Origin of the sequence: Hymenobacter sp. B81 (assembly GCF_044628455.1) — a bacterium.
Lineage (GTDB): Bacteria > Bacteroidota > Bacteroidia > Cytophagales > Hymenobacteraceae > Solirubrum.
This window is the reverse complement of the sequence record NZ_JBIYZW010000001.1, coordinates 1,610,733-1,636,795: the sequence shown is the minus strand read 5'-3', so window position 1 is coordinate 1,636,795 and position 26,063 is coordinate 1,610,733. Positions and strand designations below refer to the sequence as shown.

Sequence of the window (26,063 nt, the reverse complement as noted above, 5' to 3'; positions counted from 1 at the left end):
CTTAGTGGAGAAAGTAGCCGACCATGCGCCGAGCGTAACCGTTGAGCAGGAACAGGGGCACCAGTGGGCGAGGGCAGTTTTTGAGGGCGAAGTGCGTGAAGTTGCGCAGGTTGCCGCCGCCGCGGATGCCAAACAGGTGCTCGTAGTAGCCACGCAGGCTGCGCTGCCGCCGGGTTTGCTCCTGGCCGCTTTCGTCGGGATAAGTCAGCAGGCAGGCATCGTAGTTGATGAACACCGGAAAACCGTGGCGCCGCGCCACGCTGGTGTAGTCGTAGTCGGCCAGGTAATGCGGGAGGCGCTTTTCGTCGAACAGGCCGATGGCCGCTACCGCGGCGGCCGGAATGAGCAGGCCCCGTCCGGGGAGATAGGTAACCGGGTGCAGGCCGTGGCGCTGCTCGGGCGGGAGTTGCGCCAGCAGGGGCCGGGGCGTATGCGTGAGCCAGCTGAACCGCTCGCCGCCGTATACCGGCTGGCGGGTGGCCACGTCCAGCTCCAGGGCGCCAAGCAGGGCCCGGGGGTGCTGCTCGGCCGCCCGCAGCATGCGGGCCACGAAGTCGGGGGCGGCCTGCACGTCGTTGTTGAGGGTCATCAGGTGGGTGGCGCCCTGGGCCAGGGCGTGCCGCAGGCCCAGGTTCACGCCCGCGGTCCAGAACAACGAGCCCGTACCGGGCAGTACCTCTACCTCGGGAAACTCCCGGGCCAGGGCCGCTGCCGTGCCGTCGGTCGAGCCGTCGTCGACCACTACCACGCGGAAATCCTGGCAGGTCTGGCGGCGCAACGACAGCAGGCAGTCCCGGGTAAACACCCAGCGGTTGAAAACCGGAATAACAATGTAGAGCATGGCGGGGCAGGGTTAGGGCAGCACGTCGAGGGATGGCACGGGCTCGGCCGGGCGCCGCTCACGCACGGGCTCGTCGAGCAGGGCTTCGAGCGGCTGGGTGCGGGGCTCGGCCGGTAGCGGGGCCGGCACGTTGGGAATCCCGGCTTCGCGCATCAGATTCAGCAGCCGCTCGATGCGCTCGGGCCAGGTCTGGCGCAGGGCAAACTCGTAGCCGGCGCGGCCCATGGCCAGGCGCTCGGCGGGGTGGTCGTAGAGGTATTCCACGGCCCGGGCCAGGGCGTCGGCCGTGGCTTCGGGCTCGTCTACCGGTACTTTTATAGCCGCCGTTTCGGGCAGGTGCGTGCGCGCGCCTTGGTGGTTGACGGTGATGATGGGCAGGCCCGTGGCCATGGCTTCCATGAACTGCGAAGCAAACGACTCGCGCAGGCTGGTGAAGAAAAACACGTCGTGCGAGTGCATCAGCCCGCACACTTCCTGCCAGGGCACCAAGCCGCGCCAGGTTACGTGCTCGGCCACGCCATACTGCTCAATCCAGCCCGGCACCCTGGGGCCCATGGGCCCGTCGCCGAGCACGGTCAGGTGAAAGCGCACCCGCCGGTCGACCCGGGACAGGGCATCGAGCACCAGCGGCAGGGCTTTATTGGGGTAAAGCCGGCCCACCCACAGCAGCTTGAGCACGGGTCCGGGCTGGCGGTCGGGCAATTGGGCGCCGTAGAACGCCTCGGGCAGGCCCGTATCAAGGAACACGCGCACGCGCCGGGCGCCCAGGTGGCGCGCCAGCTCAGCCGACTCATCGTTGGAAGCCAGCACCAGGGAGCAGTGGCGCAGGTGCTGGCGCAGGTTGGGGTCGAAGCGGGTGAGCACCCAAGTTACCCAGGAGCGCAGGGTTTCGGTGCGAAACCAGTCGGGCACGTAGCGGCGGAAGGCAAGGGGGGCTTTCTGGGCGCCGCCCACCGGCCCGTATACCAGGGGCTTGCCCAGGCGCCACAGCCACGAGCCCATCTTCAGGCTGCTGTAGGTAGCGTGGTGCACCACGTCGAAATCAACCTCGGCGTCGAGGCGGCGGGCTACCCGCCAGGCGGCGTACTGCCAGGCGATGTAGTGCAGGTACACGCCGAATTGCCAGCGGTAAAGAAACTCAAACAGCGCGGGCACGGTCACAAACACGAAGTGCAGCCGGGCCAGGGCCGGCTCGTCGTCGGCGTGGCGGGCGAGGTAGCGGTTGATGTCGTCGCGGCCGAAGTCGGTGGTCAGGCACCACACGTCCTGCCCGCGGCAGGCCATCTGCAGGGCCCAGTGAAAGCCAATATTGTCCTCGCCCCCCTGGGCAGGGTTGCAGGCATAGGCGGAGAGCAGCAGTTTCATAGGTGGAGAGAGTTGGCGAGGGTAACCGGGGCGGGCCGTGGCGGGGCCGTCGTGGGCGAGAGAGCAGGCAGCGGAATGAGGCGGGCCAGCCATTTTCGGGCTTTGACCCGCGCCCGGCCGAGCAGAAACTCGCGGAAGCGCTGCTGGTCGCGGCGCCGGTCGCAGAGCACGAAGGCCGGGTGGTGGAGCGGAAAATTCAGGTCGGTCGTGGGCACGGCGGCCTGTTCGTCGTCGAAGTCAAAGGTGTGGGTGCCGTCGTCGCCGAACCCGATGTTGCTCACCAGGTTGACGGCGGGCACGATGGCCAGCCCCGAGTGCGCGGCCACCGTGAAGTGCCACTGGTAGTCCCACACGTCGGGGGGCTGCGGCAGGTCGAGCACGCTTTCGATCTTGCCCAGCCGGTAGCGGGTTTCCAGGGCCGAGCTGTAAAGCCCGCGCAGGGCGCCGCGGCGGCGCAATTCGTGGTAGCTGCCGAGCTGAAAGTCGTAGAGCTGCCAGGCCCGGCGCCAGGTGGCCCAGCCCCAGCTTTCCACCTGCCGCGAAAAGTGGTAGGAGGGCGCCCCGGGGGCCAGCGGGTGGCGGGCTTCGGCGCTGAAGTTGTTGCCGCCCACGTGCATCACCCGGGTGTCGTGGCGGTAGCGGGCCAGCATTTCGGCGCAGAACCGGAAAAAGCTGGGCGCCGGCACGCAGTCGTCCTCGAGGATGATGCCCTCGGGTTCGTGCTGAAAAAACCAGTCGATGGCCGTGGCCGGGGCCAGCCCGCAGTTCAGGTTGGTGGCGCGGTACAAAGTGCGCAGCTCGCAGGGCCAGTCCACCAGCTCGCGCACCAGTTGGCGGGCCGCCTGGCAATTAGCGGTGTCGGTGGGGTGGCTGGTGCGGGGGCCGTCGGCGGCTACGTACAGACGCGCGGGGCGGGCCTGGCGCAGCACTTCCAGCACCCGTCGCGTGGTGGCGGGGCGGTTGAAAATCAGGAGCAGAACCGGCGCCGGCCGGGTGGCGTCAGACCGGAGGACATCGTCAGGCGGTAGCATGGGCGTGGGGTGAGGAGGGCGTAAGGGGGGCCGCCGCGGGCGCGGGTTCGCGGGTCGGCAGGGCGGGCACGGGAGCGGCCGCGGGTACGGGCTCGGCGGCGGCCAGCGTCAGGCCCATGATGGCGTAGACGAAGACCGGCCAGTCGTACGACACGCCGTAGAGCAGATTGCTGGCGCTGTAGGCAATGAGGGCGGCCGCGGTGGCGTCGAGCGGGGTGGCCTGCCGCAGGCGGCGCACTACCTGCCCGATGGGCACGGCCAGCACCAGCAGCACGCCCAGCGTCCCGAAGTAGAACATGCGGTCGACGTACCAGCTGTGGAAGTGGTGGCCGGTGCCGTTGCGCCACACCCGCGAGTCCTCTACATCGTCGGTGTAGGAGCCGGTGTAGAACTGCACGGGCAGCTCAAAGCCCTTCAGGCGCATGCCCGCCACGGGATATTCTTCCATGTAGGGCACGTAAGCCTGAAACTGCTTGAGGCGCCAGCTGCCGGTCCCCTGCTTGTCGGCATTCTGAATGTCGGCAATGCTGGTTTGGAAGCGCTCAAGCACGGCCGGGTTTTCGAGGAAGGCCGCCAGCCCGCCGATCAGCAGCACGCTCACGGGAAACACGGCCAGGGGAATCAGCCGCGGCATGGCAAAGCTCACGCCCGCCACGCGCCGCAGCAGCAGCGCGTTTACGCCCAGCGCCAAACCCGTCGACAGCCACACGGTGCGGTGCTGCAGAAAAATGACGAAGCCCAGCAGGGCGAAAAACAGCACCATGCGCAGCAGCCCGCCTTTGGTCATGTACTGGTTGAAGTAGTACAGGGCCAGCAGCGGCAGCAGGTAGGTGGAGGTCGAGCCGAATCCCCGCTCGTTGTCGACGAAGGCCGAGGCGCTGAGCGCGTCCGGGTGGTAGAGCAGCATGTTGCTCAGCAGCCCCACCAGAATCACCAGCATCAGCGGGCCGTAGGGCGGCAGGCCGTAGCGCCGGTGAAAGCCGTACACGGCGAAGATGGCAAACAGGAAAATCAGCTTGGAAAACACATGCGGGTACACCATCCAGGTGCCCCAGCCGGCGTACGACTCGAAGGCTAGCAACACCAGGCACCCCAGCGTGAGCAGGCACCACTTGCGCATGGTGGGGCCGAAGTAGCGCAGCAGCAGCACGGCCACGCCCAGCGAGGCAAAGCTCAGCCCGTAGTTGTAGAGGCCCAGGCGCGGGTCGTCCTCACTGGCAAACACCAGCTCCGTAAAAGCCGTGTCGGTGACCACGAAGGCCAGCACCGCGACGATGAAGCGAAACCGGAGGCTGATTTTCATGACGGATAGAGCTTAGGCAAACACGGAAACTTCGCGCGCGGCCTGGTACACCCGGTGCGTGAGGGCGGCGGTGTGGCGCCAGGTAAAGTCCTGGCTACGCAGCTCCCCGGCCCGGCGCAGGTGCTGGCGCAGTTCGGCGTCGGCCACCAGCCGGTCGAGCTGGGCGGCCAGCTCATCGGGGCGGTGCGGGTCGAAGTACAGGGCGGCTTCGCGGGCCACCTCGGGAAAGCACGAGGCCTGGCTCAGCACCACGGGGCAGCCTTGGGCAAAGGCTTCGAGAATGGGCAGCCCGAAGCCTTCGTAGTGCGAGGGAAACACGAAGGCCAGTGCGTCGTGGTAGAGCCGGGCCAGTTGCTGGTCCGACACGGGGCCGAGCTGCCGGACCCGATCGGCCAAGCCCAGCTCCAGCAGGCGCTGCTGCTCGTCGGCGGTGAACGGGCCGCCGCCGGCGCACACCAGGTGCAGCCGCGGATGGCGGGGGCGCAGGCTGGCCAGGGCCGTCAGCAGGCAGGAGAAGTTCTTGTAGTAGTGGCGGGTGCCCGTGTACAGCAGGTAGTGCTCGGGCACGGGCAGAGCAGTGGAGGCCGGTGCCACGGCGGTGCGGCCGTGGGGCACCACGTGTACCCGCTCCGGCACCACCGGCAGCAGCCGTAGCAAATCGGCTCGGGTGTTTTCCGATACGGCAATAATGCGCGTGGCCTGGCTGATTACCCGCGTGGCCACCTCGCGGGCGGCATTGGCGTAGTACTGTGGGTAGAGAAAGGGAATTAAATCGTGCACCGTCACCACGTAGGGCCGGCCAACAAGCAGGGGCAGGAAGTAGTCGGTGTCGTTGAGGGTGGGGTGAAAGACGTCGAAGTCGCCGCGGCGCAGGGCGCGCCCGGCGGCCCACTGGTTGATCTGGCTGGAAGCCCGCCAGGCCTTTTCGGCCAGCCACTGGGGCCGGATGGCCAGGTGGCTGGTGTGGCGCCGGTCGCGCAAATACAGGTTATTGCTGAGCACCAGGGGCAGCTGGCACTGCACCGCCGGGGCCGCGTGGTCGAGCAGTTCGCTGAAGTAGCGGGTAATGCCTCCCACGTCCTGCAGCGAAAACGCATGGTGGTCGTAGAGGACTCTCATACCAGGGTGGTTTCAGGATCGGGAGTTCGGCGGTGAACCGGCGTGGAGGCCAGGGGCCGGCGCGGCGCAGGGGCTTCAGCTGGTCGCGTGAGGCGACCGGTAAGCCAATGCAGGGCCGGGGTTAGGCGGCCGTGGCGGGGCAGGGGCAGGCGTGCGAGGATGCGGCCGATTTCGGTGCGCAGTCGGGCCGGGGGCCAGAGCAGCAGCCCGGCTCCCAGGGCCAGGGCGCCGGTCAGCACCTCGGCGGCGAACAGCAGCGGCAAGGGAGTGGCAGACCCGCGCAGCGCCCAGGCTACCGCGCCAATGGCGGCGGCGACCGTGACGGCGGCCATCACCCCGGGGCCGTAGGCGCGCAGCACCTGCCAGGGGCTCACGCGCAGCACCTGCCGCATCAGGCCCAGGTACAGCCCGGTACGCACCAGCTCGCCCAGCACCACTGCGGCGGCCACGCCCAGCAGGCCGTAGCGACTGAAGCCCACGAACAAACCCGCCAGCAGGCCGGTGTACACCAGGTTCAGCACCAGCTTGCGGGTGAGCGTGGCCGTGGCGTCGCACACCACACCGGCAAACATGGTCACCATGCTCAGCGCAAAGGCCGCGCACACTACCTGCAGGATGGGTACGGCAGCCTGCCATTTGGGGCCCAGCATCACCAGCACGATTTCGGGCGCGGCCACGGCCACGCCCGCGCAGATGGGCATTACCAGGGCGCCTACCAGCACTACGCTGCTCAGGTACACCGTGCGCAGCCGCTCGCGGTCGGCCTGCACCTGACTGAAGGAGGGAAACATCACCTTGGCCACGCTGCTGGTGAGCAGGTACACGGGCAGGCCCACCAGCATCCAGGCCCGGCTGTAGAGGCCCAGCGCGGCGGCGCCCAGTAGCCGACCTATTAGTAAGGTGTCGAGTGAGGAAGTGAAAAACTCCAGGAAGCTGATGGCCGACATGCGGCTGCCGTAGGCCAGCATGGGCCGGTAGGCTTCCCAGCGCAGCAGCAGCACCAGGCTGTGGCGCACGGCCCCGTAGGCCAGCACCGTCAGCAGCAGGGCCTGCGCCAGCTGCGCGCCCACCAGGGCCCAGAGCCCGAAGCCCGCCGCTGCCAGGCCAATGCCCACCGCGCCGTAGCTCAGCACGTACGAAGCTACTTCCAGCAGGGCCAGGGTGCGAAAGCGCATCTGTCGGCGCAGCAAGCTCAGGGCCGTGGCGTTCAGGCCGGTGAGCAGCAGCCCACAAGCCAGAGCGCGCACCACGGGCACCACCGCGGGCTCGTCGAAGAAGAGCGTGGCCAGCGGGGCGCCCAGTAGCAGCAGGCCGGCAAACAGGGCCGAGAGCAGCACCGACGAGGTAAAGGCCACGCGCACGTCGTCGTCGTGCAGGTCGGCTTTCTGAATCAGCGCCTGCTCCATGCCCATCTGGGCAAAGTAGGAGCCGAAGCGCAGCACCACGCCGGCCAGGGCCACTACGCCAAATGCCTCGGGTGGCAGCAGGCGGGCCATGACGGCGGTGTAAGCCACCTGCAGCAGGGAGGTGGAAATGGTAGCGGCCGTGGTCCACTTCACGCCGTGCACGGTGGCGGCGGTCAGGCTGGGGGCCGGGGCAGGGGCAGCAGTCGAAGCCATGCTGGACGGGGGGCGCGGAGGTGGAGGAGAAGCAAGGCGGGCCGGGGCTAACTGTAGCCGTAGGCGTAGGCTTTCTGCTTGTAGCGGTACTCGTAGGTTTTGGTGAAGTGCACGTCGTTGATGATGAGGTAGACGTGCTTGATTTTCTCGTCGCGGTGCAGCTCGTCGATCTGGTTCACCAGCGCGCGGTCGGTGTAGTTCTGGCGCACCACGTACACGTTGGCGTCGAGGTGGCGCAGCAGCACGAAGTACTCCGAGACGTAGCCCACCGGCGGCGTGTCGAGCATCACGTAGTCGTACTCGTCGCGCAGCCGCTCAATGAGCGCGCCCATGCGCGGCGACTCCAGCAGCTCGATGGGGTTGGGGGGCACTTCGCCACAGCAAATCACGTCGAGGCGCTTGACGCCGCTGGGGCGCAGGCATTCTTCCAGACTGTTGAGTCCGGCCAGGTAGTTGGCCAGCCCGGGCGCTTCGGCATCGTGGCGGAAGTAGCGGGCCATGGTGGGGCGGCGCAGGTCGGTTTCGATCAGGGCCACGCGGCGGCCCGAGTGGGCCAGCTCCACGGCCAGGTTCACGGTACAGAAGGTTTTGCCCTCGCCCGGTACCGACGAGGTGACGCCCAGCACCTTCTTGTCGAGGCCGGCCGACATGTACTGCAGGTTCACCCGGATGGAGCGGAACGACTCGGCAATGGGCCCCTTGGGGTTGGTCAGCATCTGGTCCTGGTCGGCGGCGGTGCCGTGGGCCACTACCCCCAGAATCGGGATGTTGGTCAGGCGCACCAGGTCTTCGCGGCCCTGAATGCGCTGGTTGACTTTCTCCAGCAGGAAAGCCAGGCCCAGCGGCCCGAACAGACCGGCCAGCAGCGCCATCAGCGCCACAAACATGGGCTTGGGCTCCGAGGGACCCGCGCCCCACATGGCGGCCCGGTCGATGATGCGCTTGTCGGTGGCGTTGGTGGCCAGGGCAATGGCCGCTTCGGCGCGCTTCTCAATCAGGAAATTGTAGTTCTTGTCGTTGAAGTCCGACTGGTTTTTGAGCACGGCCAGCTGCCGCTCGTTGTCGGGCATGCGGCTCATGTCGCCGCGAATACGCCCGATCTGGCTGTTCAGGTCGCCGAGCTGGTAGTCCATCGAGCGGATCATGCTCGTCAGGTTCTGCTCCAGCGAGCCTTTGATGGTGCGGATGCGCTCCTCGAGCACGGTTACCAGCGGGTTCCGGTCGCTGGCATTGACCACCAGCCCGGCCTTCTGGTTCGACAAATCGGCCAGCTGCAGAATCAGGCTGCTGAGCACTTGGTCGTTGACGCCCGACGAGGAAAGGGCCGACATGTCGCGGTTGTTGCGCACGGTGTAGAGCAGGTTCTCGTAGTGCTTGCGCTGCGAGCTGAGCCGGCTGCGCTCCACTTCCAGGTTCGAGAGCTGCGAGATGCTGGAGGACGACTGCGCCCCCACGTCGACCACGCCGCGCTCGGCCCGGAACGAGCTGAGCGCCGAGGCCGACTGCTGGCGGGAGCGGTTGAGCTTGTTGATTTCCCCGTCGAGGAAGGCCACGGTTTTCTGGCCGGTAAGGTTTTTCTCGCGCAGATCGGCGGCAATGAACACGCTCATGAGCGTATCGAGAAACTGCTGCTCCTTGGCCGGCACGGTGCCCTTGGTGCTAAGCTCGATGATGCGGGACTCGTGGTCGGCAGCGCGTACCATCAGGGCGCCGCCGTAGTGACCTGCCAGGCTGCTCAGGTCGTTGAGCTGAAAGCTGTAGCGCTCCTGGCCCGCCGGCACCCCGGGCTCGGGCTGCAGCGTGACGCTCAGCAGCGGCGTGCGCAGGAGCTGGCCGGCCTTTACTACTTCATCCAGCTCCACCCCGAGCACCTCGCGCACCAGCTCGCCGGTGGGCAGGCTGCTCAGCTCGGCCTTGTCGGCCTTGGCGCGCAGGCGGTAGCGGCCGTCGGGCAGCACTTCCACCGAGATGCGCGTGCCGCTGAGCTGGAGGGCCGCCGGGTCAGGCACCACGCGGAAGGGCATGGCGCCGGCCGGTCGCTCGCGCACCTGCAGGTCGCGGAGCTGGTTCAGCCAGTTGTCGGGCGTGGCGTAGTAGCTGACCATGAAGCCCGGCAGCCGCTGCAGGGCCTGGCGCACCATGCCGGCCGAGCTGATGAGGCCGATTTCGTCCTCCATTTTGATGCCCTTGTCTTTGACTTCGAGCAGATTGAGCAGCTCCTGGGCGCGCTTCGAGCCGCTGCTCTGGTTGCCCAGCAGCATGGTGGCGCGGAAAGCGTACACGGGCGGCTTCACCTTCAGGTAAAGCAGGGCCCCGCCGAAAGCCAGCACCAGCCCGATGACAAACAGGGGCCAGCGGGCCCGCAGCTTGAAGAACAGCAGGTGAAGATCAATTTCGTCGGAGGCGGTAGGGCGGTTTTCCATGCCGGTAGGAGTTAAGGCGAAAGGGGCGCGCAACCGGGCCCGCAACGACAGGGCCGCACCGAGGCGGCTAAAACAGCTTCAGGTAATTCATTACCAGCACCGCGGCCGAAACCCCGGCAAACACCAGTCCCAGGTTGGCCACGTTGGCCCGCACGGTGCGGGCCCGCAGGGGTTCCACGTAGAGCGCGTCGTTGGGTAGCAGGTAGTAGTTGGGCGAACTCAGCAGCGCGGGGCTGGTCAAATCGAGCAGCACTACTTCCGAGCCCTGGGGCGTTTGGCGGATCAGCTTCACGTTCTGGCGGTTGCCAAACTCGGTCAGGTCGCCGGCCAGGCCCAGGGCTTCGAGCACGGTGGCCTGGCCGTTGTGCACGAAGTAGCGGCCGGGCGTGCGCACCTCCCCCAGGATCGTGATTTTGAAGGAGATGAGCTTGACCAGCACGTTGGCGTCGCGCACGAAGCGGTTGACCTGCTGCTGCACCATTTTCTGGGCCTCGTCCACGGTGAGCCCGGCCAGCTGCACTTTCCCGACGGTGGGCAGGTTGACCTGCCCGCTGGCGTCGATGTTGTAGCCGGCCAGAAACATGGTACCCGGGTCGCCCCCGAACATGGCGCGCGAGTCCGTCACGTTAAAGATGTCGTTCAGCGTGGGCTGGGCGCTCTGCACCCGCACCGACAGCACATCGTTGGGCTGGAGCTTGTAGGCTTGGGGAGCATTGGCCACGGCGACGGTAGCTCGGGTGGAGTACTCGGTGCCTTGCAGGTAGGGCAGCCGGCGCTGCGCTATGCAGCCGCTCAGCAGCACACCTGCCAGCAGCAAGTGGAAACATTGGCGCAGAAGCATCATGGCGGTGGAGATAATGCGGAAACCAAGACGACCGGCCGGCAGAGCTTGTGGCGAAGCCTACTGCAAACAAGTCAACGAAAGAAAAAACCGGGGTAAACAACCCGATAGAATTTTTCTCTAAACCTATAGGACTTGGGCCTAAATGTCAAGCTAATTTTAAATTATTCTGATAAAAACTTGTAATCATTTTTGTTTCCAGACTTTGGCCAACCCGTGCCGCCCGGTCCAAAGGCGTCCTCCCAATCCTACTCCCGTAATTTCGGGGCCCCAACCGTGCCAGCTTATGAAGATTTTGCTCGTTGAAGACGAACCCAAAGTGGCGGCCTTTCTGCAGAAGGGCCTGACCGAGCAGACGCACAACGTGGACATTGCTTCCGACGGGCTGCTGGGGCTGCGGCTGGCGCTGGCCAATCCTTACGACCTGATCATCCTCGACCAGCTGCTGCCGGGCCTCTCGGGCCTGGAAGTGTGCCGCGAAGTGCGCAACCACGACACCCGGGTGCCCATCCTGATGCTCACGGCCCTGGGCGAAACCGACGACAAGATCCGCGGCCTCGACGCCGGCGCCGATGACTACCTGGTCAAGCCCTTTGCCTTTCAGGAGCTGCTGGCCCGCATCCGGGCGCTGGTGCGCCGTCGGCAGGAGGCCCCGGCCCAGCTGCCCGTGCTGCGGCTGGCCGATCTGGCCCTCGACCCCATCAGCAAAATGGTTACCCGGGCCGGGCAGCCGGTGCAGCTCACCGCCCGCGAGTTTGCCCTGCTGCACTACCTGCTGCGCAACCAGGGGCGGGTAGTGTCGCGGGTCGATATTCTGGAGCACGTCTGGGAAACGTCCTTCGACACCGGCTCCAACGTCATCGACGTGTACATCAACTTCCTGCGCAAGAAAATCGATAAGGACTTCACCCCCAAGCTTATTCACACCCTGGTGGGCATGGGCTACGTGCTAAAGGAGGGCGACTGAGGCCCGTTCGGGCGGAGGCGAGCCGACCAGCAGGCGTTGCAGCTGCCGCTCCAGCGCGGGCACGTCTACCAGCATGTCGTGGCTCATGTTGGTCCAGTGGTTGCCGGCCGGGCCGGCGCTGTAGTCGACCAGGAAATGGTAGTCCAGCTGCAGGGCCGTGGTCAGGTAATGGTAATAGTTCGGCGCGTAGCCGTTGTAGAAGAACTCCAGCACCCGCGTGCCCGGCTCGCACCAGAGCAGGTTGGTGAGGCCCGCGCCGTGGGGCGCCACTACCACGCCGGCCTGCTGAAACAACGCAATCTGCTCATCGATGCTGTAGGCCCGGTCCTCGAGAATCTCGAAATCGTGGGCCCGCAGCAACTCGTACACCGGTGCCTCGTTGAGCACCCGGCGGCGGCCCCGGCGCTCAAGGTAAATGCGGCGCCCCGCGCCCGCGGCCATTTCCGGCAACCGGAACCGTTGCCGCAGCAGCGCCAAATCGCCCGCACTCGACGACCAGCTGGGCTGGCTGTTGGCCACAATTACCCGGTCGGCGCTCAGGGCCGTGTTCCACAGCGGGGCCGTGTCAATCAGGTTTTCAGCCGGGATGCCCAGCTTCCGCAAAAAGTCCCGCTCGAAGCCGGTGTGCAGCAGTGGGTAGCACACCTTGGCCCGCAGCCAGATTTCGGGGCCGTACACCTGCTCGATGCGGCACAGCTTGGCTACCACAAAGGTGACGTAGTCGTAGAAGCTGGCCCACAGGTGCGGCCAGGGCGCCACCACCAGCGGGTAGTGCTGCCGCCGGGGCTTCAGGGGCAAGTCGAGCAGGCCGGCCGTGGCCGAAAAGTCCAGGTCGGGCAGCCACTTGCCGTTGATGATCAGCCCACCGGCCCGGCACACGCCTAGGCTCCGGATGTCGGCCTGCCCGACGGCCAGCTCCCACACGCAATCGGGGACAAAAGTTCGGGTTTCGGCGGCGTGGGCCAGGTCGCCGCAGTTGGCGGCTGGCTGGTAGGGGAGGGCTACGGGTGGGTGGGGGCGCTCGTACACCAGGTGGCGGCGCAGCCGCTCGAAGCTGGCCGGCTGGCTGAGCGGCGCCCGCCACACCCGGGCCGAGGCCGCCAGCGCCGCCGTTTTTAGCAGCTCGCGGGTTTCCCCGGCAAGTTCCTTGATGTTCATGGACGGGACAGTGAGCGGGTTAAAGAAAGCTGCTGCTCCGTGGCGGAGTGAGCAGGCACAAGGAATGTTATAAATAGTATAATATCAAAAAATAATATGGTTTATGTATTGGTGGTAGGTGCCGCCCAAGTCCCTGAAGCAAACAGCAACCGCAATTCCCCAACTTTGCCGGCCTGCGGTCGGTTGACCAGCGGCTGCCCTGTGGGCAGTTCACCTGCCCTTCCAAACTGCCCGTTGCATGTCTATTCGCCTTCGGCTGGCGCTGCAGTTCGCGGCCATCGTGGCCATTACTCTGCTGCTGTTTTCGCTGCTGATTTATTTTTTCACGGCCCGCTCCCGCGGTGAGGTGTTCGAGCGCAGTCTGCGTAACCGGGCGCTGGTGGTGGCGCACGTGTACTTCGATGCGGGGCATCCGCGCTCTGACGAGCGGCACCGCAGCACCTACCAACGCTACCTGCGACAGTTCTACCGCACCCTGCCCGACGAAGAAGTGCGCATCTACGACGCGCAGGGCAAGGTGGTGTTCCGGGAAGGCCTCTCCACTGCCCGCCGCGTGCCGGCCGACTGGTTCGGGCGCCAGGAAGAGCTGCTGGTGAGCGAGCAGGGCGACTGGGCCTACACCGTGGGGCTGCGCTATACCGTGCCGGGCCGGGGCACTTTCCTGGTAGCGGCGTGGTCGGTGGATACCGACAGCCGGCAGATGCTGGGCACGCTGCGGGGCATTCTGCTGCTGGGCCTGCTCACTTCATTGGTGCTGGCGGGCGTGGGAGGCTGGGTGTTTGCCGACCAGGTTCTGCGGCCCATGCGCCAGATTGTGCGCGAGGTCAGCCGCATTTCGGCCTCCGACCTGCACCGGCGCCTTTCCCGCGCCGACGGCCACGACGAAGTGTCGCAGCTGGCCATGACGTTCAACCGCTTGCTCGACCGGCTGGAAACGGCTTTCGTGGGGCAGCGCACGTTTGTGCGCGACGCCTCCCATGAGCTGCGCACCCCGCTCACCGTGCTCATTGGCGAGCTGGAGGTAGCCCTGTTGCAGCCCCGCGAAGCCGAGGAGTATCGCCACGTGATGCAAAGCACCCTCGACGCGGCCCGCCTGCTGAAGGACCTCACCAACGGCCTGCTGCAGATTGCCCGCGCCTCCGACGACCCCTCGCAGGTGCCCCTCACCCGCCTGCGCTTCGACGAGCTGCTGCTGCAGGCCCACGACGAGGTGCGCCGCCGTCACCCCACCTACCGCATCGACCTCGATTTCCAGCTGCCCCCCGACTTGGATCCGGTGGTCGAGGGCAACGAGCCGCTGCTGTTGGTGGCCATGCTCAACGTGCTCGAAAATGCCTGCAAGTTTTCCCGCGGCGCCCCGCGCCCGGTGCTGGCCAGTTTGAGCGCCGACGCGCGCCGGTTACGGCTGGTCGTCAGCGACTGGGGTGTGGGCATGGCCGAGGCCGACCGCCTGCAGGTGTTCGTGCCCTTCTTCCGGGCCGACAATGCCCGGGGGGTGCCCGGGCACGGCATCGGCTTGCCGCTGACTAACAAGATTATGGAGCTGCACGGCGGAGCCGTGCACGTGAGCAGCCAGCTGGGGCAGGGCACCCAGGTGATGCTGGAACTGCCCCGGCAGGCCTGAAAGTCGTTTTAACCCGCTTTTAATGCGCTTTTAACCCCCTCTTAAGGCCACGGACGGAGCTTTGCGCCGTAGTATCCCTGCGTGGGCTCAAGCTGATCATGGCTAGGGTCCGGTTCGCGGTTCATTCTACCCCAAGCAAGCCCTATGTCTAATAACTCTGTTGTGTCGACGCCCGAGCCGCCGGTGAAGCCCAAGGTCGCTGCCGCGCCTCTGCAACCTTCCAAGATTTCGTACCGCGACTCGCTGTCCAAGGATTTGCCGGCCGGTTTGGTCGTATTTCTGGTGGCTCTGCCGCTGTGCCTGGGCATTTCTCTGGCCTCGGGGGCGCCCTTGCTGTCGGGTCTGATTGCCGGCATCGTGGGTGGCCTGGTCGTGAGCATGCTCAGCGGCTCGTCGCTGAGCGTGAGCGGCCCCGCCGCCGGCCTGACCACCATCGTGCTCGGCGGTATCAGCTCGATGGGCACCTACCAGGGCTTCTTGGTAGCCGTGGTGCTGGCCGGCCTGCTGCAGATGGCCATGGGCGCGCTTAAAGCTGGCGTCATCGGCATGTATTTTCCCACCTCGGTTATCCGGGGCATGCTGGCCGCCATCGGCCTGATCCTGATTCTGAAGCAGATTCCGCACTTCCTGGGCGGCGACTCCGACTTCTTTGAAGACCTGAACTTCTTCCAGGCCGACGGCCGCAATACCTTCTCCGAAATCGGTTATGCCTTCACCCAGCTCTTGCCCGGGGCCCTGGCTATTGGGGTGGTGTCGCTGCTGATTCTGCTGCTGTGGGAGCGGAAGTTTATTCAACGCAACCGCGTACTGAAGCTCATTCCCGGCGCCCTGATTGTGGTGGTGGTAGCCATCCTGCTCAACCTGCTGTTCCGCAGCGTGAAGCCCGAGTGGGTAGTGGCCAACACGCATTTGGTTAACCTGCCCACCATCAGCAGCATGCAGGATGTACTGGGCTTGCTCACCTTCCCCGACTGGTCGGTGCTGGCTTCGTCCAAAGTGTACCTGCTGGCCTTGACCATCGCCATTGTGGCCTCGCTGGAGTCGCTGCTGAGCGTGGAGGCTGTAGATAAGCTCGACCCGCACAAGCGCAATACGCCGCCCAATCGCGAACTGCTGGCCCAGGGCGCGGGTAACATGGTGTCGGGTCTGCTGGGCGGCCTGCCGGTGACGGCCGTAATCGTGCGTTCGTCGGCCAACATCAACTCAGGCGCCCAAACCAAGCTGTCGGCCTTCTGGCACGGCATTCTGCTGCTGCTGGCGGTGTTGTTCCTGGGCCCGGTGCTGAACCTGATTCCTTTGTCGGCGCTGGCGGCCGTGCTGCTGATGGTGGGTTACAAGCTCACCAAGCCGGCCCTGTACCGCACCCAGTGGAAGCTGGGCTGGGAGCAGTTCCTGCCCTTCGTGGTGACGGTAGGCGTTATCCTGTTCACCGACCTGCTCAAGGGCGTGGGCGTGGGTCTGGTGCTGGCCGTGTTCTTTATCCTGAAAGCCAACGCCGAGTCGGCCTTTTTCTTCCACCACGAGCCCAGCTTCGAGCGCGGCACCATTCACCTGAAGCTCTCCGAGCACGTATCGTTCCTGAACAAGGCCGCTATTGCCACCACCCTGGAGCGGTTTAAGCCCGGCAGCCACGTCATTCTCGACGGCACCGACACGGTTTCGATCGACTACGACGTGCTGGAGGCCATTGAGAACTTCCGCCAGACGGCCCCGGAGCGCGGCATCGAGCTGGAGCTGCGAAACATTCCCCAGGTAGAAGTGCTTGGGCACTAAGGCCGGCGCGACACCCGCTTACAATTTCCCTCACTACTCTCTCTTCTGCAGACTATGCAACGAATCATGGAAGGCAACCGCCGCTGGGTAAAAGAGCAGCTTGCCAAGGATCCGCAATACTTCGAGAAGCTGGCCATCGGGCAGAAGCCGCGCTACCTGTTCATCGGCTGCTCCGACTCCCGCGTACCCGGCAGCGGCATCACCGGCACCGGCCCCGGCGAAATGTTCACGCACCGCAACATTGCCAACCTGGTGGTGCACACCGACATGAACATGCTCTCGGTGCTGCAGTACGCGGTGGAAGTACTGAAAGTGGAAGTGGTGATGGTGGTGGGCCACTACGGCTGCGGCGGCGTGGCGGCGGCGGCTTCCGACAAGCAGTTCGGCCTCATCGACAACTGGCTGACCAACATCAAGGACGTGATTCGCCTGCACGAGACGCAGCTGCTGCGCATCAGCGACGAAGAGCAACGCCTGCGCCGGCTGGTGGAGCTGAACGTGATTGAGCAGGTGCGCAACCTGGCCAAAACCAACATCATCCAGAACGCCCGCCGCGGTTCCAACCCGCCCAAACTCTACGGACTGGTATACGACCTGCGCGAAGGCCTGCTGAAAGATCTGCAGGTGCAGACCGAGGACATCGACCAGCTGCAGCACATCTACGCCATGAACGCCCCCGAGCGCGCCAAGGCGGCCAAGGAGCCCGTTCAGGAGGTTGAAGCCGCGCTGGCGGAGTCGTCGACCAACCACCAGCCCAAGTCGGCCGCGAAATAAGCCGCCGGCCAGCCCCGCGCGCCGCGGCAAGGCCCCGAAATGTCCTGGCTTGGCGGGTTTCATAGCTCACCCACCCAGCCCCGAAACCTCCGGCACCCATGGTCCGGAGGTTTTTCGGTTTTGGGGCAGGCTCACATCATCGTGTGATGCCGGCTGCTGCAACGCCCCGGAGCCTGGGTAGTCTTCTGAGCCGAACCTCTACGCTCCGTTTCATGCTTGCTTCCCTTGGCCTGTGGGCCCTGGCCGCCGCGCTGTGGCTGCCCACCCCGACTCTTGCTCCCGCCGCCGACGCCCCCGACGACCTGGCCGCGCTCAGCGACGAATTCAACGATGCCGGCAGCCTGAGCCGCTGGCGGCAGTTTCACCAGGCCGAGGGCTGGCCCAGCATGGTGCAGCGCCTCGACGTGAACCAGACCGCCCGGGGCCAGCTGTACCTGGCGCCCACCACCAGCGGCTGGTACGCCGACTTCCACGGCACCTACCTCTACCAGGAAGTAACCGGCGACTTTCTGGTGACTTCGCGCGTGCACGTGACGGGCAAAACCACCGAGTTGCCCAAGGCGGCCTGGTCGCTGGCCGGGCTGATGGTGCGCGAGGCCCGCCCGGCCGTGACGCCCGCCAGCTGGCAGCCGGGCGGCGAGAACTGGCTGTTTCTGACCGCTGGAGTGGCCGAGCCCGTCAACCAGTTCGTGTTCGAGTCGAAAAGCACGGTGAACAGCCGCTCCAACCTGAAGCTGCGGCCGGCTAAAACGGGCTGGGTCGAGCTGGGCATTCTGCGGGTGCGCTCGGCCTTCGTGCTGCTGTACCGCTACGAGGGCCAACCCTGGCAAGTGCACGAGCGGTTTCACCGCCGCGACCTGCCCCGTACCCTGCAGGTGGGTCTGAACGCCTACACCGACTGGAACTCGGCCCGGCCGCTGCACAACGACCCGCAGCGCTTCAACACCACCGTGGTCACCAACGGCCAGCCCGACCTGGCCCTGTATGCCGACTACGTGCGCTTCAGCCGCCCGGCCTACCGCGTGGCCGCGCCCTACAGCGACGGCAGCGAGCTAACGGATTATTCCCTGACCAACGACGAGCTGCTGCGCCAGTTGAAGCTGTGAGTGCGGTGCCCGGCGCAGCCAGCCGGCCGCGTCGGGTACTGCCAGGGCCGCCGCCACCTTCGGGCGGCAGGCTCAGGAATGAGGGGCGGTGCTTAGTCGAGCAGGTAGTCTTCCAGCGCCGCTACGGTAGCCAGCGGTGCGCTCAGGTGGGGGCAGTGGCCAGTGGCATCGAGCGTGACCAGCTGCGACCCGCGCAGGTGCTGCTGCAGGTAGTGACCTACTTCGGGCGGGGCAATGAGGTCGTCGCGGCACTGCAGGATGAGCGAGGGCGTGCGCAGGCGCGGCAGGTCGCTGCGGTTGTCCGACAAGAAGGTGACGCGGGCAAACTGCCGGGCAATGGTGGGGTCGGTGCGGCAAAAGCTGGCGGCCAGCTCTTCCCAAAGCTCGGGCTGGGCGGGGTTGCCCACGATGAGCGGGGCCACCACCTGCGTCCAGTGCTGGTAGTCGTCATCCATCAGCTTCAGCAGCTCTTCCAGCTCGGTCCGCTCGAAGCCGCCCACGTATCCCGGCTCGTTGATGTAGCAGGGCGAAGGCGTAACCAGCACCAGCCGCTCGAAGCACTCGGGCGCCTGCATGGCCGCGAGCATGGTAATCATGGCGCCCACGGAGTGGCCCACGCCCACCACGCGCTCGAGGTTCAGCGCCCGGCAGATGTCGAGCAGGTCGTCGGCGTAGCCTTCCAGCTGCCCGTACTTGTAGGGGCTGTAGGCCGTCAGCTGCGAGCCGCCGGCGCCCACGTGGTCGTAGAGCACCAGGCGGTGGGTGGCCAGAAAACGCGGGGTTACGAAGCGCCAGATGTTCTGGTCGCAGCCGAAGCCGTGGGCAAGAACCAGGGTCTGCTGGCCCTGGCCCATTACGGTGACGTTGTTGCGTTTCAGAACATCCATGGCGACTGGCTGGGGAAGCTGATTCGACCAAGAGTAGTATAAGGTACCATTATTGGCCCGCAAAGCGTTCCATTGCCGTTCACTTTTCGCGGCCCCGGGGCGGGAGTGGTCAGGGGCCGGGCGGGCGCGGCGCAAGCCGGCCGACGGGCGTATCTTCGCGGCCTGAGAGCTGCTGGGCCGGCATGTGGCCCCGCCCGAAGGGCAGCTCTCCACTGCCCGTATGACCCGGATTCCGGCCTTATTGCTTTCGATGCTGGCCTCGCCCGCCCTGGCGCAGGCGGCCGCCCCAGCGGCGAGCGAGCCGGGCGGTTTGCAGGCAGCGAAGGGCTATTTGCCGCTGCTGGCTTTGCTGATTCCGCTGGTAGCCTACCTCACCACCCAGTACAAGGACTGGCGCACGGCCCAGGGCACGCTCAATAAGGCGTTTCAGGGCGACAACGACGCGGTGGTGTACATGACCCACAAGGTGCAGCACAACGAGTGGAAGCGCCGCATGAAGCGTGCCCCCGGCTTTCGGCGCGAGGTCATCACGGCCCTGTGCCTGGCTTGGTCGGTGCAGCGGCTCGACTACATCAAGGCGCTGCTCTTCGACGCGCTGCTGTGCGTGGGCCAGCAGGGCTACGGCGCCGAAACCCAGCAGGTGCTCGACAAGCTGCTGCGCCAGTACCGCCAGTACCAGGAGCGGTTCGGCGCGGCCGAGTTCACGGGCGTCATCCACGGCATCGAGCAGCTGCAGCGGGAACTGGCCCGCGGGTACGCCGACGGGGAGCGGTAGCTAGGGCTAGGGCGCTACGCTGCTGGCGGCCGGAGGGCCAGTCCGCTTTCCCAACTTCGCCCGTCCCAACCGACTTTTTCCCGGCTTATCTTTGTTGATTCCCTGGCTGCCGGTGCCCAATGCTGGCGGCCTGAATCAGAAGCCGAGAGAAGTGAAAGTCTGCATTGCCGAAAAACCCAGCGTCGCCCGTGAAATTGCCAACGTGCTCGGCGCCCGCCTGCGCATGGATGGCTACTTCGAGGGCAACGGCTACCAGGTTACCTGGACCTTCGGCCACTTCTGCACCCTGAAGGAGCCCCAGGACTACCAGCCCGAGTGGAAGCGCTGGAGCATTCACGACTTGCCCATGCTGCCCGAGCAGTTCGGCATCAAGCTGATGCAGGACGAGGGCGTCAAAAAGCAGTTCAACACTATCAAGCGCCTGCTGGCCGAGGCCGACGAGGTCATCAACTGCGGCGACGCCGGGCAGGAAGGCGAGGTGATTCAGCGCTGGGTGCTCACCGAGGCCAAGTACCGCAAGCCCTTCAAGCGCCTCTGGATTTCCTCGCTCACCGAGGAAGCCATCCGCCAAGGCTTCCAGAACCTGCGCGACGGCAAGGAATTCGACCGCCTGTACCTGGCCGGCAAGAGCCGCGCCATCGGCGACTGGCTGCTGGGCCTGAACGCCACGCGCCTGTTCACGCTCAAGTACGCCCAGGGCCGCGGGCAGGTGCTCAGCCTGGGCCGGGTGCAAACGCCCACGCTGGCTTTGCTGGTGGACCGCTACCACGAAATTCAGAACTTCAAGCCCGAGCCCTACTGGGTGCTGCGCACCGAGTACCGCGGCACCATGTTCAGCCACGTGGCCCCGCCCAAAAAAGGCAAGGCCGAGGACGACGAGCCCGACGAGAAGGCCCGCCTGAAAGCCCGCGGCTACTTCGTGAGCCAGGAAGAGGCCGATGCGGCTATGGCGGCGGTGAAAGATGCGCCGCTCACCATCACCGGCGTCGAAATCAAGAAGGCCCTGGAGTCGCCGCCCGCGTTGTTCGACCTAACCTCCTTGCAGGTGCAGTGCAACAACCAGCTGGGCCTTTCGGCCGAAGACACGCTCAAAACCGTGCAGGGCCTCTACGAGAAGAAGGTGGTCAGCTACCCGCGCGTCGACACCACCTTCCTGCCCGACGACCAGTACCCCAAGATTCCCGGTATTCTGCAGGGCTTGAGCGCCTACCACAGCCTCACCCAGCCGCTGCTGGCCGCCAAAATCCGCAAGTCGGCCAAGGTCTTCAACAACAACAAGGTTACCGACCACCACGCCATCATCCCGACGGGCGCGGCGGCCCAGGGCCTGGGCGGCACCGAGCACGCGGTGTACGACATCATCGTGCGCCGCTTTCTGGCCGCGTTTTACCCCGACTGCGAAGTATCGAACACCACCGTGACGGCCGAGGCCGCCGGGCACCCGTTCCGCGTGCGCGGCCGCCAGATTCTGTCGCCCGGCTGGCGCGTGGTGTACGGCGACCCCACCCAGCAGCAGGCCCCCAGCACCGCTAAGCCCGGCGAGGGCGACGACGACGTGGTGAGCACCGTGCTGCCCGCGTTTGAGAAAGGCGAAAGCGGCCCGCACAAGCCGCGCCTCGACCAGAAAGTAACCCAGCCCCCGCGCGAGTACACCGAGGCCATGCTGCTGCGCGGCATGGAAACCGCCGGCCGCAATGTGGACGACGAGGAGCTGCGCCAGGCCATGAAGGAAAACGGCATTGGCCGGCCCTCCACCCGCGCGGCCATCATCGAGACCCTGTTCAAGCGCGGCTACATTCAGCGCGAGAAGAAGCGCATCGTGCCCACCCAGACCGGCGTCGAGCTGATCGGCCTGATTCGCAACCCTACCCTGAAATCGGCCGAGCTGACGGGGCAGTGGGAGCGGAAGCTGCGCCAGATTGAGGGCGGCAACCTGGAGCCCGACGTGTTTCTGGACGAGCTGAAGGCGCTGGTGCGCGAGATGGTGCTGGAAGTCAAGCAGGACCGCGCCCGCATGACGGCCCCGCCGCCCACCCCCGCCGAGGTAGCTGCTACCGCCGGCAAAAATGGCGGCAGCAAACCGGCCCCGGCCAAGCCCACCGCGCCGGCCGGCCCTCTACCCGAGGGTGCCCTGGGCCTCTGCCCGGCCTGCCAGCAGGGCCACGTGCTGCGCGGCAAAACCGCCCTGGGCTGCTCGCGCTGGAAAGAGGGCTGCGCGTTTCGCCTTGCGCCGGTGGTCGAGGGCAAGAAGCTCACCGACCCGCAAGTGAAAGCCCTGCTCAGCAAGGGCCGCACCCCGGTGATGAAGGGCTTCATCGACGACCTGGGCGCCAAGTTCGACGCGGCCATTGGTCTGAACGCCCAGCACCAGCCCGAGCTGCTGCGCGCCGCCGAAAGCAAGCCCGCCACCGACGACAAGCCTCAGCAGATTCCCTGCCCGGTGTGCCGGCTGGGCACCATGCTCAAGGGCAAAACCGCCTGGGGCTGCTCGCGCTTCCGCGAAGACTGCCAGTTCCGCGTGCCCCTGGAGCTCTGCGGCCGCCCCCTCACCGATGCGCAGGTGGCCAAGCTGCTGCGCCGCGGCAAGTCCGACGTCATCCGCGGCTTCACCTCCCAGCGCACGGGGCAAAAGTTTGAGGCCGCCCTGGAAATCAGCGCCGAGGGCGAGGTAAAGTTTGTGTTTGAGCAGAAAGCGTGAGAAGCCCGGCTACCTGGTTGTTCGCGCTGCTGGCGCTGTGCGCGGTGGCCCGCAGCAGCCTCGCGCAGCAGCCTGGTGGCAACCGGATAGACGGCATCAGCACCGCGCAGGCGGTGGAAGAGTTGATTCACGGCGCCGATACGGCGGGGCAGTTTTCCCGCGTTACTGTTTCAGATACCTTGTCTATTCGCAATCGGGCCTGCAAATGCCAGGCGCGCAAGCGGAGTGTGCAGCCGTGGGTAAAAGCGGACTTCGACGGCAACGGCCACACCGATCTGCTGGCAATCGGCGACGACAACCGGCAGGAAGTACTGCTGGTTATGGCGTTTGGCAGTGACAAATACCACGTCCGGAGGGTCAATTCCGGCAGTAAGTACTGCTTTCTTCCCGTCGTTGCCAATGAAGGGGGCACTAGGCTGATAGAGGCTAAATCCTATGCGCGTCGGTTCGGCGGCGCGCTGGGGCCGTCCAGGCACTACCGGTTGGTTTACAAGCACGGTGGGCTGCTAGAGCACAACGCTCGGCCGGCCGTCCATCGGGTTGAAAGTGTGGCCCTGACTTACTTTATGTCGTATCATAGCACAACGAAAGTCGATCTGACCATCACCCGTTCCGGCTTTGTCGTTTGCCGCGAGGAAACCGATGGCGTGGTAAAGAACCGCGTGGCTATGCTGGCAAAGGAGGAATTTGAAGCCTTGAACGGCTTGGTCAACTATGCAGGAGTAGCCCGCCAACGCTCGTCGTATACCCGGAGCGGTAACCATCACGCGAATTATTATCTGACGGTGGCCTACGAGGGCAGCTTCAAGCAAATAGACGACGACGGCGGCGAAGGCTCAATGGGGCTGGAGCTGCTTTATGAGAAAATACTGGCCTTGCGTGAGTCTCTGCACTGGCAGGAGGTGCAGCAATAAGGCTTGCGTAACCGTGAAATCCTCTTGGCTGTGCGCACGAACAACTCGGCTTGCTACTGCTGCGGTTTGGTATCGAGCCTTTCCTTGCATTGCGGGCCTGCTGCTGAGCGCCTGTCGGCCCGACTCTGCGCCGCAGAATGCGCCGTCGGCCGTAGTCACCTCCGACTCTGTACTTCTCGCTCCACCGAAGCAATCAAGAATTGCGGCTTTGCGCACGTCGGCGCAGGTACAGCAACTGCTGGCATCGGTAGACTCTACCTATAACCACAAGCGCTTTACCGTTGATACGGCGATGCGCCTGCTCGACCCTCGGGTGGCATGGCGCTACCGCAAGGCGGGCGTACGCGCCTGGGAGCGGGCCGATTTGGATGGCAATTGCCGCCCTGATCTGGTAGTGACCGGCGTGTTTAATTCAGGCGCCCCTTATCCGCAAACCGGTGCGGTAGTTTGCCTGCTGGACATGGGTGATTCGCTGGTGCTGGATAATCTGGGTCGCGACTACGAGCGGTACGCACCGATAGCCCGCGTGGTGTATCGGCAGGGCCAGCCGCTGCTGCAGTATCAGGACTTTGACCCGCCAATTATTACGGTTGATAGCCTCCGGGATGCACAGTCGTTCCTGCTCACTTACCGTTTCGGAGGCTTTATCGAGTACAACCCGCGGCCCGGCCAGGATGGGCCGCTCGACAGCCTTAGCTATAAATACGATTTTGCCTACGACGACTATCTAACCTTCAAGCTGGTGCTAAAAGCCAACAGAGCGGCAACTTATCGGGCATGTGAAGGGCCGGTACTGAAGGTAGAAGGCCCAACCATCTGTGAAGACCTGACTACCCGGGTTACCGAAGCGAAAATGGCCGAAATCAATACGTTGTTGAGCTACCTGGATGCCGCTCAACTAAAGCCGTACTACCAAGCATCGGTCAACCACGTTCCCCATGCTACGCTGACGCTAGCCTATCGGGACGGCCGGTGCGTCAGGGTGTCCGATGCGGGCGAGAACGGCACCTTCGGTCTGGCCAGGTTGTACACGTTGCTGGCTGAGCTACGCAAAACCCAGCGCTGGCAACGCCTCAAACCCTAACTACTATGCCTCCCCAACTCGGCAAACTGCTCGTGCTCATCGGCCTTGGCCTGGCTTTGCTGGGCGGCATTATCTGGCTGGGCGGCGGCAGCTGGCTGAGCTGGTTTGGCCGCCTGCCCGGCGACATCCGCATTGAGCGGCCGGGCTTCCGCTTCTACCTGCCCCTGGCGTCGATGCTGCTGGTGAGCTTGCTGTTGAGCGCGGTGCTGTGGCTTTGGCGTCGGCTGTAGCCCCCGGAGCTATTCATCCGGTGCTGGCACGCTGAGGCCGTACCGGAGTTGCGGTCTGGTCGCCGTACTGCCCGATGTTCTCCACCATGCCCTTGAAGATGACGAAGTGGAAGGGCACCAGCGCGTACCAATACAGGCGCCCGGCCAGCCCGCGCGGGCGGAAGGCGGCCAACTGCTCCAGCGTGTGCGAGCCGTCGTCGTTGCCCACGATGCGGAACTGCAGCCAGGCCTCGCCGGGGAGCTTCATTTCGGCGTAGAGCAGCAGTCGCCGGGCCGCACGGTCGGCTACCAGCACGCGCCAGAAATCCAGCGAGTCGCCAGCCCGCAGGTCAGTAGGGGAGCGGCGGCCACGGCGCAAACCCACGCCGCCCACCAGCTTGTCGAGCACCCCGCGCAGCCGCCACAGCCAGTCGACCTTGTACCAGCCGCGCCGCCCGCCAATGCGCCAGATGTTGTCGAGCACTTCCCCCGGGGGGCGCGTAAAGCGCAGGTGTTGGCGGTCGAAGAACATGCCGTGCTGGGGAATCTGCACGTAGTCCATGTAGTGGCGGTCGGCCACGCCGCTGCTCACGGCGTCTTTCCAACTGCTGACCACCTCGTTTTGCTCGATGCGCTGAAAGGCCAACTGCAGGGCTGCGGCGTAGCTCATGCAGCGGTGCGGCACGGCCGCCTCGATGCTGTGCGCGGGGTCGGCCACCGAGTCGTTGCGCAGCGAGTCGACCAGGTTCTGGGCCAGCGAAAACGAGGTGCGCGTAACCAGAAACAGCCACCACGACGACAGCCGCGGCGTGAGCACCGGTACGGTGATGATGCGCCGCCGGAAGCTGCGTTGGCGGGCAAAGCCCGCTAGCATCTGCCGGTACGTCAGCACGTCGGGCCCACCGATGTCGTAGGTCTGCCCCAGGCATTCAGCCCGGCCCAGCACCTGGGTGAGGTAGTGCATCACGTCGCGTACGCCAATGGGCTGGCAGCGCGAGTTCAGCCAGCGCGGCCCGATCATGACCGGCAGCTTTTCCACCAGGTCGCGGATGATTTCAAACGAGGCCGAGCCCGAGCCGATGATGATGCTGGCCCGCAGCACGGTCAGGCGGGCGCGGGCGGCACGGCCCAGCTCGGTTTCCACGCCCTGCCGCGAGCGAAGATGGTGCGAGAGGTCGGCGTCGTTGGCCAGGCCCGATAGGTAGATAACCTGCCGCACCGGCGTGCGGTCGAGCAAGGCCACGAAGTTGCGGGCCGACTGCTGCTCGGCGGCGGCAAAGTCGCGGCCGTTGGTGCTCATTGAGTGCACCAGGTAGTAGGCCGCGTCGAAGTCGGTGGGCAGCTCGCGCAAGGACTCGGGCTGGCGCAGGTCGGCGGCCACCACCCGCACCCGGTCCGCCAGGTCGGCGGGCAGCTCGAAGCGGCGCGGGTCGCGCACCAGGCAGGTGACGGCGTGGCCGGCCTGCACCAGCAGGGGCAGCAGGCGCTGACCAATGTAGCCGGTGGCGCCGGTGAGGAGGATGCGCATAAGGCCGACGGGCAGGTGGGAAGC

21 protein-coding genes are annotated in these 26,063 nt (G+C 65.6%); 10 read left to right on the top strand and 11 right to left on the bottom strand.

Annotated features, from left to right (window positions below):
* Position 1 precedes the first annotated feature (1 nt).
* The 8 genes from ACE191_RS07260 to ACE191_RS07225 all read right to left on the bottom strand — a co-directional run bounded on the left by ACE191_RS07260 (position 2) and on the right by ACE191_RS07225 (position 10,545).
* Positions 2-841: a glycosyltransferase family 2 protein gene (locus tag ACE191_RS07260; RefSeq protein WP_400191524.1), complete on the bottom strand. Its 840-nt coding sequence runs from the start codon at positions 839-841 to the stop codon at positions 2-4.
* A 12-nt stretch (positions 842-853) separates the two neighbouring features.
* The gene (locus tag ACE191_RS07255; RefSeq protein ID WP_400191523.1) at positions 854-2,206 is read right to left on the bottom strand and encodes a glycosyltransferase family 4 protein; all 1,353 of its coding nucleotides are present in this window, start codon (positions 2,204-2,206) and stop codon (positions 854-856) included.
* Positions 2,203-3,237, bottom strand: coding sequence for a nucleotide-diphospho-sugar transferase (locus ACE191_RS07250; protein ID WP_400191522.1), 1,035 nt, complete (start codon positions 3,235-3,237; stop codon positions 2,203-2,205). Before ACE191_RS07250 ends, ACE191_RS07255 begins: the two co-directional genes overlap by 4 nt.
* Positions 3,224-4,540 carry an O-antigen ligase family protein gene (locus ACE191_RS07245; protein WP_400191521.1) on the bottom strand — a complete coding sequence of 439 codons (1,317 nt, stop codon included), beginning with the start codon at positions 4,538-4,540 and terminating at the stop codon, positions 3,224-3,226. Before ACE191_RS07245 ends, ACE191_RS07250 begins: the two co-directional genes overlap by 14 nt.
* A gap of 12 nt (positions 4,541-4,552) precedes the next feature.
* Positions 4,553-5,659 (bottom strand): glycosyltransferase family 4 protein, encoded by a 1,107-nt coding sequence (locus ACE191_RS07240; protein ID WP_400191520.1) that lies wholly within the window; start codon positions 5,657-5,659, stop codon positions 4,553-4,555.
* Entirely contained in the window at positions 5,656-7,278 is a 1,623-nt protein-coding gene (locus tag ACE191_RS07235) for a lipopolysaccharide biosynthesis protein (RefSeq protein ID WP_400191519.1), read from the bottom strand. The genes ACE191_RS07240 and ACE191_RS07235 overlap by 4 nt, the downstream gene beginning before the upstream one ends.
* Positions 7,279-7,325: 47 nt before the next feature.
* A complete protein-coding gene (locus tag ACE191_RS07230) occupies positions 7,326-9,701 on the bottom strand; it encodes a GumC family protein (protein ID WP_400191518.1) in 2,376 nt (791 codons plus the stop codon).
* Between the two features lie 67 nt (positions 9,702-9,768).
* On the bottom strand, positions 9,769-10,545 hold the full coding sequence (locus ACE191_RS07225; RefSeq protein WP_400191517.1) for a polysaccharide biosynthesis/export family protein: 777 nt from the start codon (positions 10,543-10,545) through the stop codon (positions 9,769-9,771).
* A 283-nt stretch (positions 10,546-10,828) separates the two neighbouring features.
* Here ACE191_RS07225 and ACE191_RS07220 point away from each other — a divergent pair, with 283 nt between their 5' ends.
* Positions 10,829-11,509 (top strand): response regulator, encoded by a 681-nt coding sequence (locus ACE191_RS07220; RefSeq protein ID WP_400191516.1) that lies wholly within the window; start codon positions 10,829-10,831, stop codon positions 11,507-11,509.
* On the opposite strand, the gene ACE191_RS07215 is transcribed toward ACE191_RS07220, so the two are convergent.
* Complete coding sequence (locus ACE191_RS07215) at positions 11,492-12,667, bottom strand: glycosyltransferase family 61 protein (RefSeq protein ID WP_400191515.1); 1,176 nt, start codon at positions 12,665-12,667, stop codon at positions 11,492-11,494. The genes ACE191_RS07220 and ACE191_RS07215 overlap by 18 nt on opposite strands.
* Before the next feature lie 238 nt (positions 12,668-12,905).
* Between ACE191_RS07215 and ACE191_RS07210 the strand changes: the two genes are divergently transcribed.
* The 4 genes from ACE191_RS07210 to ACE191_RS07195 all read left to right on the top strand — a co-directional run bounded on the left by ACE191_RS07210 (position 12,906) and on the right by ACE191_RS07195 (position 17,944).
* The gene (locus ACE191_RS07210; protein WP_400191514.1) at positions 12,906-14,291 is read left to right on the top strand and encodes an ATP-binding protein; all 1,386 of its coding nucleotides are present in this window, start codon (positions 12,906-12,908) and stop codon (positions 14,289-14,291) included.
* Positions 14,292-14,435: 144 nt separating this feature from the next.
* A complete protein-coding gene (locus tag ACE191_RS07205; protein ID WP_400191513.1) occupies positions 14,436-16,064 on the top strand; it encodes a SulP family inorganic anion transporter in 1,629 nt (542 codons plus the stop codon).
* A 54-nt stretch (positions 16,065-16,118) separates the two neighbouring features.
* On the top strand, positions 16,119-16,838 hold the full coding sequence (locus ACE191_RS07200) for a carbonic anhydrase (protein WP_400191512.1): 720 nt from the start codon (positions 16,119-16,121) through the stop codon (positions 16,836-16,838).
* A 212-nt stretch (positions 16,839-17,050) separates the two neighbouring features.
* The gene (locus ACE191_RS07195; protein WP_400191511.1) at positions 17,051-17,944 is read left to right on the top strand and encodes a hypothetical protein; all 894 of its coding nucleotides are present in this window, start codon (positions 17,051-17,053) and stop codon (positions 17,942-17,944) included.
* Positions 17,945-18,036: 92 nt separating this feature from the next.
* Here ACE191_RS07195 and ACE191_RS07190 read toward each other — a convergent pair whose 3' ends face one another.
* Positions 18,037-18,831 (bottom strand): alpha/beta fold hydrolase, encoded by a 795-nt coding sequence (locus ACE191_RS07190; protein WP_400191510.1) that lies wholly within the window; start codon positions 18,829-18,831, stop codon positions 18,037-18,039.
* 220 nt (positions 18,832-19,051) lie between these two features.
* On the opposite strand from ACE191_RS07190, the gene ACE191_RS07185 reads away from it, so the two are divergent.
* The 5 genes from ACE191_RS07185 (at position 19,052) to ACE191_RS07165 (ending at position 24,532) form a co-directional block, all read left to right on the top strand.
* Positions 19,052-19,606, top strand: coding sequence for a hypothetical protein (locus tag ACE191_RS07185; RefSeq protein WP_400191509.1), 555 nt, complete (start codon positions 19,052-19,054; stop codon positions 19,604-19,606).
* Positions 19,607-19,697: 91 nt separating this feature from the next.
* The gene (locus tag ACE191_RS07180; RefSeq protein ID WP_400191508.1) at positions 19,698-22,304 is read left to right on the top strand and encodes a DNA topoisomerase 3; all 2,607 of its coding nucleotides are present in this window, start codon (positions 19,698-19,700) and stop codon (positions 22,302-22,304) included.
* 17 nt (positions 22,305-22,321) lie between these two features.
* The gene (locus ACE191_RS07175; RefSeq protein ID WP_400191507.1) at positions 22,322-23,218 is read left to right on the top strand and encodes a hypothetical protein; all 897 of its coding nucleotides are present in this window, start codon (positions 22,322-22,324) and stop codon (positions 23,216-23,218) included.
* A 13-nt stretch (positions 23,219-23,231) separates the two neighbouring features.
* The gene (locus ACE191_RS07170) at positions 23,232-24,302 is read left to right on the top strand and encodes a hypothetical protein (protein ID WP_400191506.1); all 1,071 of its coding nucleotides are present in this window, start codon (positions 23,232-23,234) and stop codon (positions 24,300-24,302) included.
* A 5-nt stretch (positions 24,303-24,307) separates the two neighbouring features.
* Complete coding sequence (locus tag ACE191_RS07165; RefSeq protein WP_400191505.1) at positions 24,308-24,532, top strand: DUF2905 domain-containing protein; 225 nt, start codon at positions 24,308-24,310, stop codon at positions 24,530-24,532.
* 13 nt (positions 24,533-24,545) lie between these two features.
* On the opposite strand, the gene ACE191_RS07160 is transcribed toward ACE191_RS07165, so the two are convergent.
* Positions 24,546-26,039, bottom strand: coding sequence for an SDR family oxidoreductase (locus ACE191_RS07160; RefSeq protein WP_400191504.1), 1,494 nt, complete (start codon positions 26,037-26,039; stop codon positions 24,546-24,548).
* Positions 26,040-26,063 lie beyond the last annotated feature (24 nt).